The organism is Octadecabacter antarcticus 307 (assembly GCF_000155675.2).
GTDB lineage: Bacteria > Pseudomonadota > Alphaproteobacteria > Rhodobacterales > Rhodobacteraceae > Octadecabacter > Octadecabacter antarcticus.
The window spans coordinates 4,124,401-4,137,250 of record NC_020911.1 but is presented as its reverse complement, the minus strand read 5'-3'; the positions used below and the strand labels follow the sequence as shown (position 1 = coordinate 4,137,250).

The 12,850-nt window shown below is 55.1% G+C and carries 10 protein-coding genes; 7 read left to right on the top strand and 3 right to left on the bottom strand.

The genetic code is table 11. The annotated features are described in order from the left end of the window. Positions 1 to 205 precede the first annotated feature (205 nt). The 7 genes from OAN307_RS21160 to OAN307_RS21130 all read left to right on the top strand — a co-directional run bounded on the left by OAN307_RS21160 (position 206) and on the right by OAN307_RS21130 (position 9,637). Positions 206 to 1,426 carry a hypothetical protein gene (locus OAN307_RS21160; RefSeq protein ID WP_015501537.1) on the top strand — a complete coding sequence of 407 codons (1,221 nt, stop codon included), beginning with the start codon at positions 206 to 208 and terminating at the stop codon, positions 1,424 to 1,426. 270 nt (positions 1,427 to 1,696) lie between these two features. After that, positions 1,697 to 2,374 (top strand): TVP38/TMEM64 family protein, encoded by a 678-nt coding sequence (locus tag OAN307_RS21155; protein ID WP_015501536.1) that lies wholly within the window; start codon positions 1,697 to 1,699, stop codon positions 2,372 to 2,374. A gap of 129 nt (positions 2,375 to 2,503) precedes the next feature. Further along, positions 2,504 to 3,718, top strand: a complete 1,215-nt coding sequence (locus OAN307_RS21150; RefSeq protein ID WP_015501535.1) for a cation:proton antiporter — start codon at positions 2,504 to 2,506, stop codon at positions 3,716 to 3,718. Between the two features lie 188 nt (positions 3,719 to 3,906). Next, positions 3,907 to 4,200, top strand: a complete 294-nt coding sequence (locus tag OAN307_RS21145) for a Dabb family protein (RefSeq protein WP_044045056.1) — start codon at positions 3,907 to 3,909, stop codon at positions 4,198 to 4,200. Then, entirely contained in the window at positions 4,200 to 5,327 is a 1,128-nt protein-coding gene (locus OAN307_RS21140; RefSeq protein ID WP_015501533.1) for an aminodeoxychorismate synthase component I, read from the top strand. Before OAN307_RS21145 ends, OAN307_RS21140 begins: the two co-directional genes overlap by 1 nt. 27 nt (positions 5,328 to 5,354) lie before the next feature. After that, on the top strand, positions 5,355 to 6,515 hold the full coding sequence (locus OAN307_RS21135) for an efflux RND transporter periplasmic adaptor subunit (RefSeq protein ID WP_015501532.1): 1,161 nt from the start codon (positions 5,355 to 5,357) through the stop codon (positions 6,513 to 6,515). Further along, a complete protein-coding gene (locus OAN307_RS21130; protein ID WP_044044189.1) occupies positions 6,515 to 9,637 on the top strand; it encodes an efflux RND transporter permease subunit in 3,123 nt (1,040 codons plus the stop codon). Before OAN307_RS21135 ends, OAN307_RS21130 begins: the two co-directional genes overlap by 1 nt. Positions 9,638 to 9,643: 6 nt before the next feature. Here the strand turns inward: OAN307_RS21130 and OAN307_RS21125 are convergent, their stop codons facing one another. Genes OAN307_RS21125 through OAN307_RS21115 form a run of 3 tightly spaced genes read right to left on the bottom strand, consistent with a single transcriptional unit; the run spans position 9,644 to position 12,593 of the window. After that, positions 9,644 to 10,390, bottom strand: coding sequence for a maleate cis-trans isomerase family protein (locus OAN307_RS21125; RefSeq protein WP_015501530.1), 747 nt, complete (start codon positions 10,388 to 10,390; stop codon positions 9,644 to 9,646). Beyond that, entirely contained in the window at positions 10,387 to 11,550 is a 1,164-nt protein-coding gene (locus OAN307_RS21120; RefSeq protein WP_015501529.1) for a M24 family metallopeptidase, read from the bottom strand. Before OAN307_RS21120 ends, OAN307_RS21125 begins: the two co-directional genes overlap by 4 nt. Beyond that, the gene (locus OAN307_RS21115) at positions 11,550 to 12,593 is read right to left on the bottom strand and encodes a pyridoxal-phosphate dependent enzyme (protein WP_015501528.1); all 1,044 of its coding nucleotides are present in this window, start codon (positions 12,591 to 12,593) and stop codon (positions 11,550 to 11,552) included. The genes OAN307_RS21120 and OAN307_RS21115 overlap by 1 nt, the downstream gene beginning before the upstream one ends. Positions 12,594 to 12,850 lie beyond the last annotated feature (257 nt).

Sequence of the window (12,850 nt, the reverse complement as noted above, 5' to 3'; positions counted from 1 at the left end):
GCACATAGGTTGATCGATAAAATCAATCTGGCAGCCTTGTTGACCTTAACTCCCGCGTGATGTCTGGTATTCCAGCGGGGGGAGGTTAAGCACCTTAATGCGTCACATTCCTGTGATTTTGCAACGCTTGACGCTTCCAGCGTGGTAACTTCGTAAAAACTGCAACAAGACGTTATTTATGCCAAAATGAAACGAGTGAAGTCCCATGATCCGTGCCTTGGTCTTAATCGCCGCCATGATGCCATTCGCTGCTATTGCGCAGGTGTTTGAGCATCTTGACGAGATAGCAACACCTGTCGGACGCAATGCCCGCGAACCTGCGCTAACCGCGTTGCCCAATGGCGCGATTGCCATGGTCTGGACTGAACCAGAGGGCGAAAATTTTGCGGTCAAAACAGCCGTATGGGAGGATGAAAGCTGGACTGTGCCAGTATCGGCTGTGTCATCAAACGACCTGTTCGTGAACTGGGCGGACTTTCCGGCAATTGCCGCATTTGACGACGGCATGCTGGCCGTCAGCTGGCTAAAAGAGAACGCGGACCTGTCTTATGCCTACGACATCAATCTGGCGTTGTCGGGTGACGGTGGGCAGACTTGGGGCGATGCCATTACGCCGCACACGGACAGATCAGCCCGCCAGCATGGGTTTGTAACGCTTCTGGCAACCGGCCCTGATGCAATCACAGCTGTCTGGCTGGATGCACGCGACTACGACAGCCAGATCGATGACGACAGTTTTGGCAATGCGATGCAGTTGCGCAGCACCACAATCGGGCGCGACGGCAGTCTTGGGCGCGATGTTGCCTTGGATATACGGACATGCCAGTGCTGTCAGACAAGCGCGGCGGTGGCTGGCAACGGTGATGTTTTGGTAGTCTACCGCGATCTATCTGCTGATGACATCCGCGACATTTATATTGTGCGCAGACGTGGGGACGTTTGGTCCGACCCGGTTTCAGTTCACGCGGATGGCTGGGAAATTTCAGGCTGCCCGATCAATGGGCCGTCGATCGACGCGCACGGTGACAACGCAGTCGTCGCGTGGTTCACGGCAGCAGAAAATGTTCCCGCTGTGAAAATAGCCTTCTCACAAAATGGCGGGCAGTCTTTTGGAACTGCGTTTCGCGTGGACGGGGGCGACGGTGTCGGGCGCGTGGCAACGGTGATGCTGCCAAACGCAGAGGCGTTGATAACGTGGGTCGAATGGCGCGATGAGGGCGAGGCCTTGATGATGTGTCGCGCAACGCCTGATGATGGATGTGTTGCCCGCCAGATCATCACGATTAATACGGTGCCCGGATCAATTAACTTTCCACAGATCGCACATAGCAATGGCGTGATCTATCTGGCTTGGACACAACCTCTCATCGAGGGGGACATCAGACGCACAATCCGCATGACTGCGCTTAGCGGGCTCATTCGGTAACGCTGCAGTCATATCACATCGTTGCGATGGCGCGATCTGCCAGAACTTAGTCATACTGAAGTGTTTACCACACCGTCCTGTGAAACCGCGCTCTGTCGCGGTAGGGTGCCAGTGTATTCTATAGGTTTTCGGTTGAGAGTGTCATCAGCACTACTGCACTTAATATCAGTGGCTAAGCCTTTGACAGTTCTACATTGCCCCCCCATTGACCCATTGGTGTCAATTTAGCGTCTCCGAACCGCGAAGAGTTTGAAAGGTGTGCCTCGTCCGATGAACAAGAAACGTGCCATAGCCGCAGTGGTCGTCGTTGGATTGGCAGGTGTCGCCTATCTGGGCTGGCAGGGGTCATTTGGTTTAGGTGATCTGGCAAATCCTGACGCCATCAAACAAATGGTCGCCAATTTTGGTGTCTTTGGTCCATTGGCGGTCATCGCCCTGATGGTGTTGGCGGTTGTGATGACACCTATTCCAAGCGCACCTATTGCCATGGCTGCGGGTGCGGTGTTCGGCCAATTTGCGGGTGCTGTCTATATTATCATCGGCGCAGAGCTTGGTGCGATCATTGCATTCCTTCTTGCGCGGGCTTTGGGGCGTGACGTTGCACGCCGATGGTTTGGGTCAGGTCTGGACCGCGGGCTTCTGGGATCACAGAATGCGCTGATGTTTGCCGTCTTTGCCAGTCGTTTGATGCCATTCATATCGTTCGATCTGATGAGTTATGCCGCTGGATTGAGCGCGCTGAAATTCTGGCGCTTCGCCATAGCGACGTTCGCAGGGATCATCCCCGCGAGCCTGTTTCTAACGCATATTGGTGGTGTCTTAGCGACCAGCGATGGGATGAGCTTGCTTTGGGGGTCGTTGGCGCTGGGTGGTGTGACGGGTCTGCCGCTTTTGTATTTGGCGTGGCGATCACGTAAACGGCCGCGCGGGGACCAACACGAGGACTGATCTGAGACTGAGGGGTTAGCCGGTTCTGGCCGCGATATTTAAGTCGCAGACGCGCGCGCCGTCGTTAATATGCCCCTTGGACCCGCCGTAGGCTCGCCCAAGGTGTCACACCCGTTATGGAGGACTAACTTGGAACATCTACATTGGTCTCCGGAGTTTATTTTGCTCGCCGTTCTTGGATGTATTTTCATTTACTCATTGCTGACCAACGCGATTGCCAAGACCATTTTGACTTTGCCGATCATCTTCATGGTTGTCGGTTATCTTTGCGCGCGCCCAATCGAAACACTGGCCGAACCAGAGGTGATGAATGATGGCAAACGCCTGCTCGCTGAGATTACGCTGGTGCTTGTTTTGTTTTCCGATGCAAGCCGCGTGCGGTTCAAGGCGTTGCGTCAAAATTTCCAGATTCCACTGCGCATGCTGGTGATCGGGATGCCGCTGACAATTGTGCTTGGGATGATCGTGGCCTATGGTTTTAACCCCGAAAGTGGGCTTGCTATGGCGCTTTTGACAGCCGCATTGCTGACCCCGACGGATGCGGCCCTCGGGCAGACTGTTGTCACCAGCGCGGATGTTCCAGAACGGTTGCGTCAGACTATCAATGTCGAAAGTGGACTAAATGACGGGCTGGTGCTGCCGTTCGTTCTGTTCGGCGCAATCCTTGCGTCTGCAGGAATGGAGGGCGCAAATACAGATGGGCTGGCAACATCGGCACTCGTGCAAATTATCGTCGGGCCGTTGGTTGGCATTTTGTTTGGCTGGACCTTTGCCAAGGCGATGGACTCGGCCCAAGACCAAAATTTGATGGCAGAAGCAGCCGGTGGGGTCGCGTTTCTGGCCGTCGCGTTTTCCGCCTACATCGGGGCTGAGTTCGTTGGCGGAAACGGGTTCATCGCGGCCTTTGTCGCTGGCATGGTATTCGGCAATAGCTACAAACATAAAATCCATTTTATCGGTGAATTCATGGAAGGCATCGGGCAACTTCTTACGATGTTTGCGTTTCTGGTCTTTGGTGCATTGTTGTTGCCAGACGGGTTGGAACACATGACATGGAATGTTCTTTTGTTGGCCATTATATTCCTGACTGTTGTGCGCATGCTGCCGATATGGGTGTCGCTGCTCGGCACTGGTTTGACTTCGCGCGAAAAACTATTCTTGGGATGGTTTGGACCACGCGGGCTTGCGTCAATTCTGTTTACGCTTATCATTTTAGACGAGTTTGATTTCCCCGGTGAAGAAGAACTGCTGGCATGTGTGTCAATGACGGTCTTTTTGTCGATCATTCTGCACGGTATCTCGGCTGCGCCCCTGTCAAAATGGATAGGCCGCGACGCCAAGTGAATGGCGCGTTGTTCGCATCAAATAATAGCCTCGCCTGTTCTGGGATGGGAATATCTGAAGTGCCATCGTGCCGAGGCTGTCATCGCGTCAAATGGGCGCTGGCAAACGCCGCGTCCACACTTGTATCCGCAATCCATCTGCGACACATGTTCTACAAACATCGACGTCAATCGAAAACGGGTTTCGCCATGTCAGACAGAACATTTATTCGCCATGTTGTCCTTTTCAGCGCAAAAGACCAAGACGATGTGGCGCGGATTGTGGATGGGTTGTCGATGCTTAAGAATATCCCGCATGCGTCCGTGTTCGAAGTGGTTCAAAATAATCGGGTCGATGCATTGTCAGGTGAAATTGACGTTGTCGTCTACGCTGAATTCGCTGATGACGCGGCGCTGCAAGCCTACAAAGCCCACCAGATTTACCAAGATGCCATTGCAGTCGTGCGACCTTTGCGCGAGATGCGGATTGCTGCGGATTTCTGATGGATGTGCACAGTGCAAATGTAACCTTTGATCGTGGACCATCCGGGGGCGGGGACACATTTGCCGCGCCGTTAGCGATGATCCGTGCCGACACGCCGGACCAAGTTGAGGCCGCGTTTGATGCCATGCAGCGCGCACAGTCGGACGGCAAATGGCTGGCGGGCTATGTGTCCTATGAATTTGGTTATCTGACGTCGCGCAAGCTGGAACATCTGCTTCCCGAAGATCGCGCCCTGCCGCTGATCCACTTCGGTGTGTTTGATGCGCTGCAGCCATCTAAGCCAGGGCCCATAGTTGCGCCTGCTGAACTTGACCCGTTGCAGCCGAAATGGACACTTGATCGATACGCGCAGGCGTTTGCAAGGGTCCACGACTATATCGGGGCGGGCGATACCTATCAGGTGAATTTGACGTTCCCGATTGTGACACGTTCTGCGGCATCGCCGGATACTCTTTATGCCAAATTGCGCGACAGACAGGCGGTGCCCCACGGTGCCTTGGTGAATTTTGGCGAAACGGCATTGCTGTCACGTTCGCCTGAATTGTTCTTTTCGTTGACGTCCAAGGGCAAATTGACGACCCGCCCGATGAAAGGCACCGCGCCGCGTGGCGCGACGCCCGCGCAAGACGACACTGTTCGGGACGCGCTGCAAACGTCCGAAAAGAACCGCGCCGAAAACCTGATGATTGTTGATTTATTGCGCAATGACATGTCGCGCGTATCGGAAATTGGCAGCGTCAAAGTGCCAGAGCTTTTTGTCGTTGAACGCTTTGCGACATTACACCAGATGACGTCGTGCATCACGTCCCAGGTCCTGCCAAATACAACGCTGAGAGAGCTTTTCATGGCGTTGTTTCCCTGCGGGTCTATCACCGGAGCGCCGAAGGTGCGCGCGATGGAGATAATACGAGAAATTGAGACCCAGTCCCGCGAGATCTATTGCGGGTCAATCGGTTGGATCGCACCGGATGGCCGAATGGAATTTAATGTGGCGATCCGTACTCTGATGTATCGTGCGGATCGCTCGATCCAACTGAATGTTGGTGGCGGCGTAGTTTATGATAGTACCGCTAAAGACGAGTATTACGAGGCACTCTTGAAATCGCGGTTCGCTGACCTCAGTTGAAACCTAGGTTTCTGAAGGATCAAGCGCATGACACAGAAAAATTCACCGTCCGAAGGCGGTTCTGCAAGCAAAGATACTGCGCCGCAGAAGTTGGTATTTTCGCCCGACAAAGGCGCGTCTCGATCAACGTGGATCGCAGGTTTTCTGGTTATTGCCATCGTTGGTTGGATGGGCAGCGGATTTATCATTCCGTCCGCAGAGGCCACACCAGTAACTGTGCGTGAAACGCCAAAACCTGTCGCTGTGGCCGTGACGACATCGCAGGCAGAAACAGTGACGCAGTTCTATCAGGCAGAGGGCCAGGCGCTGCCGGACCGTGACACGATGATGCGGGCTGAAACGTCAGGCGAGATTTTGCAAGTCTTGGTGCAAAAAGGCCAGGACGTGATTGCAGGTGATGTGATTGCGCGTTTTGATCCGACCAACAACGAAGCCGATGCCAACCGTGCAGCTGAAGAACTGGCGCAGGCGCAGCGCGAATTCGACAATGCCGAAGCCCTGCTTGAACGCGGTGTCGCAACGGCGGATCGGGTGTCACAAGCGCGCGCAACGCTGGCCTCAGCACAGGCAGAAGTTACTGCCGTTCAACAGGATGCAGTGGCGCTTACAATAACGGCACCGTTTGCGGGGCGGATCGAAACCCTTGACCTGGACGAAGGCGAATTCGTGTCTATCAGCACCGAAATTGGGCGGCTGGTTGATATCACACCGCTGACGGTTGCCATTCAGGTGCCGCAACAGTCGCTAACACGACTGTCCATCGGCCAGCCAGCGACGATCGGGTTTATCACTGGCGAAGAGCGCGTTGGGACGGTCACGTTTGTTGGCACGTCAGCCGCATCCGAAACCCGCACATTCTTGGCTGAGATCGAAGTTGCCAACGCTGGCGGCGTAATTCCAGGTGGAATTTCGGCTGAGGTCATCATTCCAACGGGGGAAGTCACGGCGCATTTCCTATCGCCGTCTATCGTTTCGCTCGATACTGACGGGACCCCTGGCGTCAAAACCGTCAACGTCGAAAACATGGTTGAATTTTTTGCCATTCAGATCGTCAAGGCGCAGATCGATGGCATCTGGGTCACTGGTCTGCCGGACGTCGTTGATGTCATCACCGTCGGCCAAGGATATGTCAATGCGGGAGAGACCGTTGATCCCAGTGTCGGGCCGAGTGTCGGGGAAACAAACTAGTGCATAGTCTTATAGACGCAGCATTTTCGCGGTCCCGTGTTGTTGTGATGGCGCTTATTCTGGTGTTGACGGTGGGCGCATACGCCTATTCTGCAATCCCGAAAGAAGCCGACCCCGAGGTGCCACTGCCATTCTTTTATGTCTCGACCGGATTGGACGGGATCAGCCCGACAGACGCGGAACGCCTGTTGTTGGAACCGATGGAGACTGAGTTCGGATCGATCACCGGGCTTCAACGCATGAATTCAGATGCGTCCGAAGGGTTTGCCAGCATCCAGCTTGAATTCAACCCCGGTGGAGACAACCAAGAGGCGCTGGATAAAGTCCGTGAAGCTGCTGATCGCGCGCAAAATGACCTGCCCGATGACGCCCGTGACATCACCATCACCGAGATTAACACCGCTCTGTTTCCGATCATCACCGCGATCCTATCTGGCCCGGTTCCCGAACGAACCCTGAACGAGTTGGCCGAGACATTGCAGGAAGAAATTGAAGGTCTTCAAGGTGTGCTGGAGGTCGATATTGGTGGACAGCGGTTCGAATTTCTTGAAGTGTTGATCGACCCGACGGTCTTCCAAACATACAATTTGTCGTTTGATGAATTGATCGGGCAAATCCAGCGCAACAATATATTGATCGCAGCGGGGGCGATTGAAACAGGATCCGGGCGCATCGTCCTGAAAGTCCCGGGCCTGATTGAAAACCTCGAAGACGTGATGTCGATGCCGGTCAAGGTGCGTGGCAATGCGGTTGTGACATTCGGGGACGTGGCCACGATCCGGCGCACCTTCGAAGATCCCAGTTCGTTCGCGCGGATCAACGGTCAGCCCGCATTAGCGTTGGAAATCACCAAACGCTCGGGTTCGAACATCATCGAAACCGTTGACGCCGTGAAAGCATTGGTGGACGAATTACAAGATGAGTGGCCTGACAGCATCGAAATCACCTATCTGCAAGACCAGTCCAAAAGTGTTAAAGACCTGCTAAGCGATCTTGAGGCGAACGTCATCGCTGCTGTGATCCTTGTGATGATCGTCATTGTCCTCGCCCTCGGCACGCGTTCTGCCATTTTGGTGGGCCTGTCGATCCCCGGTGCGTTTTTGGCGGGTGTTATCGCGTTGTGGACGATGGGTTACACGATGAATATCGTGGTGCTGTTCTCGCTTATTCTCGTGGTGGGAATGTTGGTAGACGGTGCCATCGTCACAACCGAATTGGCCGACCGAAAGCTACAAGAAGGTGCGTCGCCAAAAGACGCTTATTCGTTTGCCGCCAAACGCATGTCATGGCCCATCATCGCATCTACAGCCACAACGCTTAGCGTGTTTTTCCCGTTGCTGTTCTGGACAGGTATGATTGGTGAATTTATGAAATTCCTGCCAATCACGGTCATTCTGACCCTGTCAGCATCGCTGTTCATGGCGCTGATTTTTATTCCAGTTGTCGGTGGCCTGATCGGCAAACGCGCGCCGCAAACGGCGAAATCTAAGGCCGCGTTGCACGCAGCCGAATTTGGCGATCCGCGTGATATGACGGGATTCACCGGGGCCTACGTGCGTTTGTTGGAAAAGGCAGTTTTGCGGCCTGCTGCGACACTGCTGTTGGCGATTGCACTACTGCTTGGCGGCTTTAGCCTTTATGGACAATTCGGTAAGGGCGTCACCTTCTTCCCGTCGATTGAACCTGATTTTATGCAGGTCCAAGTTCGAGCGCGTGATAATTTTTCAATCTTCGAACGCGATGTACTGGTGCGTGCTGTCGAAGACAGATTGCTGGGGTATGACGAAATAGCCAGCATCTACGCGCGATCCATGATGAGCGCGGGGCAGGGCGACGAAGAAACCATCGGTACGTTGCAGCTGGAATTGACGCCTTGGGACACGAGGCGCACAGCCGCAGAGATCGGTGTCGATATCCGGAAAAGTGTGTCGGATATCGCTGGCATCGACGTGCAAGTCCAAACCGAAAGTGGCGGGCCGACGACAGGAAAGCCCCTAAATTTACAGGTCATGGCGCGCAACCCTGACAATCAGGCGCTAGGTGTGCAGCAAATCCGCGACATTATGGACGCCGTGGGCGGGTTTACCGATGTGACCGACACGCGCCCCGTGCCCGGAGTTGAGGTTTCGATCCTTGTGAACCGCGCCGAAGCCGCACGATTTGGGGCTGACGTCAGCCTTTTGGGGCAGGCCGTGCAATTGCTGACCCAAGGTATCACCGTGGCCGACTACCGCCCCGATGACATTGACGGTAGCTTGGATATTCGCGTGCGGTTCCCGCGCGCAGAACGATCATTGTCTGAACTCGCGGGTTTGCGCGTGCCGACGTCGTCGGGCCTTGTGCCGATTTCCAATTTCGTGACCTTTGCACCTTCAGAACGCACCGGCGTGATCCGTCGCATCGACGAAAAACGCGTTACGTCGATTGAAGCCAATGTAGCACCGGATATCTTGGTCAACGATCAGGTAATCGCGCTTACCGCGGCACTTAATGCAGCCGATCTACCTGATGGCGTTGTATTCAGTTTCGCGGGTGAGGCGGAGGATCAGGCCGAAAGCATGATCTTCCTCGTTGGGGCCTTCGTCACCGCGATCTTCTTGATGTTCGTGATCTTGGTTTTGCAGTTCAACAGTTTCTTCCAAGCCTTTGTTGTGATGAGTGCGATTATCTTTTCCATCGCGGGTGTCCTGCTGGGCCTGCTGGTCACGGGTCGCCCTTTCGGAATTGTCATGGGCGGTATTGGCGTCATCGCCTTGGCGGGCATCGTGGTGAACAACAACATCGTGTTGATCGACACCTACAATGATCTTAAGAAATCGGGGCAATCACCGCTTGAGGCTGCACTTCGCACGGGCGCGCAACGCCTGCGTCCGGTTGTTCTGACGTCTGTGACGACGGCGCTGGGTTTGATGCCCATGGTCATCGGCCTCAACCTTAACTTCTTTACGCGCGATATTGTTTACGGTGCCCCATCCACGCAGTGGTGGACAGAACTGTCGTCAGCAATTGCAGGTGGATTGGTGGTGGCAACGGTGCTCACTTTGGTTGTGACGCCAGCCTTACTGATGTTCGGTGAACGCAACAGGCGCGTGGGCACGGCGGATGTGGTGCCTGCCGAATAGGGTGAATTAATTGCCGCTGTCGGGATTGAACAGTCGACCAAACTGCGGCCGTTCCGCGGACATGTCCATAAGCCTGCAAAGATGCCATGCTAGGACCTGATTGCTTGATAGGACGGGCTTTCCGATCTGCTTTTCGACACGGTCAATCACATCCAATGTGTGCAGGTTCGTGCAGGATAAAAACACAGCTTCACAGTCATCTGCGCGCGCCATTGCAATAGCCGCGTTCGCGATTGAGTCCGGCGAGATCCGAACGACCCGTTCTTCGGTCGGTTCATCGAAGCTGGCAAATTGCGTAACCTCGATTCCGGCGTCGGCCAATACGATGCGCAATTGATCTGACACGCTGGCGACATAGGGGCTGATTAGCCCGATACGTGTCACACCGAGATGGGCGCAGGCCGCGATCAACGCAGAGACGGGTTCGGTCACTTTGGGGGTTTGAATGCCCGCTTGAATAAGTGCAGCAATCTGGCTCGCCCCGATCTGCGCTGTGCCGGACGTGCAGCCGTAACCAACCGCCGATAGGGTTGCGCCACTTGGTAAAAGGGATGCTGCTTGTGTCAGATCGTTCGCCATAGCTTGCAAGCTTTCACGCGAAACACTTGTGGCGGATGGGACGCGGCTGACGAGAAATTCCACGCTGTCGGGCAATAATAAACGCAGGTCGCGTTCAAGCGTTTCATCCGCTTGCAGAACGATAAGTCCGATCTGCTTTGGGCGTGATGATGTCAGGTCATAGGGAAGGGTCATCCCGCGATCCTTATCTGGCGATCTTGCGGCGTGGACAGAAATTCAGCGCCGCTTTCACGGATTACGATATTTTCTTCGTGCACCATGATTTTTCCGTCCTGTAGGTTCACCGATGGTTCCAACGTCAACACCATTCCTTCGACCAACAAGGTATGATCGCGCGCGATGATTGACGGCCATTCGGTGAGTTGCATGCCCAGCCCATGGCCAAGTCGCCCTGCCTCCATGGTTTCACCACTCGGGTTGATGACGCCATTCATGGCGTGAAACAGGTCCGATATCATAGCCCCCGGTTTCGCCAGTGCAAAAGCGGCATGGGTCGCATCAATGAGTTGGGCGTGGGCCGATTGAGTGGCTTTTCTGGGTTCGCCGACGCTGAAATTGCGGTCAAAATCGCAGAAATACCCGTCCCACACCAAGCCAGTATCGAGCATCAAAACATCGCCTTGGCACAGGCGCGAATCTGTTGCTGGCGAAATAACATCGTTATACCCATCACGGTCCGCCGCGCCTGCCAGATATGGAACCCAATCAGCGCCCTCACTTAAACACAGCGCCTGAAAGTCGCGGAATACCTTTGATAATGGTATCCCTTCGCGGGCGATCTCAGACACGCGATCAAAGGCGCGATCTGCAATCTGGGCCGCGGTGCGGATCTTGGCGATTTCGGCCTCAGATTTCACCAAACGCAGATCGCGGGTTATGCCGCCGTCCCCGACCAGCGCACGCCCATTCAAAGATGCCTCAATCGCTTTCAGGCTGGCGAGTGGCATACGAACGTGGCTCTCCATTTTATGCGCAATACCGATTTTGCCGTTTGATGGCGTGATGTCGCGCAGGGTTTGGGCCAGTAAGCCGGTCCCGTCATCATCGTAATCAGGGGCCTGCCACGTGCGGATATCCGTGATCCACGTTTGCCCCATCAGGTGCGCCCCGATCGATGGAATAACCGCAATCGGATCACCACCAGCCGGAATAACTATGAACCAAGGTCGTGTCGGGCTTTCCCAAAACCGTGTTAGGAAGCCCGTGTAATAGCGCACTTCCGGTTCTGTCGTCAGCAGTAATGCTGCCAGTCCCTTATGCGCCATTTCAGCCTGTGCGCGCAGTGTCCGCGCGGTGAATTCTGCTGTTGCAAACCCACGGATCGGGGGTGACATCAGCTCGCTTCCTCGCTCAAGATCACAAGAACGCGGGCATCTGTTGTAAGCCCGAACGCTGCTTGATCCGCCTTTGCCGCGATCAATCCTGCCACACCCGCAGCGCCTGACGGCGTTGATGCGTATCCGGCCGCCGCACAAATATCGCTGCCGGTGGCGCCTTCGGCTTCGGTGATCAGCATGAAACCGTCGGCGTCCTGTGCGAGACCTTTGAGCGCAATCAACGACGGTTCTTTGCAATCTAAACGGCCCATTTGCGAACTTGGACCTGTCGTTACTTGCGGGCTTCCCGCCTTGATGGATGCGAAAAGCGCAGGTGCGGCGTCTGGTTCAACGACAATAATACGCGGCGTTGCCCCCCACGCTTTGCGTGCATAAGCTGCCGATGCCGCGGCAAGGCCGCCCACGCCAGCCTGCAGGAATATATGCGTCGGGGGGGCGTCCATCTGGTCGACCACTTCTTGCATGAGCACAAGATAGCCTTCCATGAGCACATGTGGTCGTTCAAAATATCCTGGCCAAGAACTGTCAGATAGCAGGACCCAGTCATTTTCGGTTGCGGCGGCAGCGGCACCAGCCATGCTGTCTTCATAAATCGCACCATGGCGCCGCACATCGGCACCGATATCGCGCAGTCGGTCGGCAAAGGCCTCTGGAACTGTTTGTGCGAGAAAAACAACCGCCTTCGCACCGAACGCTTGCGCGCCCGCCGCAACAGACAAGCCATGATTGCCCGCGCTTGCAGTGACATAAGTTTGCCCAGCCGCGCGGCCCAGTTCAGCGTCACGGGCGATGACATAGGCCGCCCCGAGCGCCTTAAAGCTTCCAAGCCCCATACGTTCGCGTTCGTCTTTGACAAAGACCGCACCGACACCTGCATGTTGGGCCAAGTCTGGCACGGACGCCAGCGGGGTCACCTGTGCGACAGGGCAGCGCGACAAAAGGGCCGACGCGCGTTCTGCATCAATGCTGGGCGCGGGATATGCGGCGAGGCTGTCAAACAGTGCGGTCGCTGCGGCGGGGGGGGGTATAAGATATTCCATGGCGCCTTGGTAACAGCAGTTTGGCTATTACCAAGTGAAAATCTGGCGATAGCTTTGGTACGCAATTTTAGTGACCCTCGCCCAGCTGTAGAAACGTCTTTCTCAAGCCGCCCGAACGCTGATCAGAAGGATATTTTCCTGATCAGCCGATCCATCTGTGCGGTGTATTCGCATATCTGGCTGATGATATCCTATTCGGCGTTAAATATTGCCAGTAAGGTGACCCAACGCATTGCATGACCGACACCGTGATACCA

Coding starts and splice junctions, on each gene's coding strand:
- OAN307_RS21140 (WP_015501533.1), top strand. CDS start 4,200: ATGGATGTGCACAGTGCAAATGTAACCTTTGATCGTGGACCATCCGGG.
- OAN307_RS21125 (WP_015501530.1), bottom strand. CDS start 10,390: ATGACCCTTCCCTATGACCTGACATCATCACGCCCAAAGCAGATCGGA.
- OAN307_RS21155 (WP_015501536.1), top strand. CDS start 1,697: ATGAACAAGAAACGTGCCATAGCCGCAGTGGTCGTCGTTGGATTGGCA.
- OAN307_RS21115 (WP_015501528.1), bottom strand. CDS start 12,593: ATGGAATATCTTATACCCCCCCCCGCCGCAGCGACCGCACTGTTTGAC.
- OAN307_RS21145 (WP_044045056.1), top strand. CDS start 3,907: ATGTCAGACAGAACATTTATTCGCCATGTTGTCCTTTTCAGCGCAAAA.
- OAN307_RS21160 (WP_015501537.1), top strand. CDS start 206: ATGATCCGTGCCTTGGTCTTAATCGCCGCCATGATGCCATTCGCTGCT.
- OAN307_RS21135 (WP_015501532.1), top strand. CDS start 5,355: ATGACACAGAAAAATTCACCGTCCGAAGGCGGTTCTGCAAGCAAAGAT.
- OAN307_RS21120 (WP_015501529.1), bottom strand. CDS start 11,550: ATGTCACCCCCGATCCGTGGGTTTGCAACAGCAGAATTCACCGCGCGG.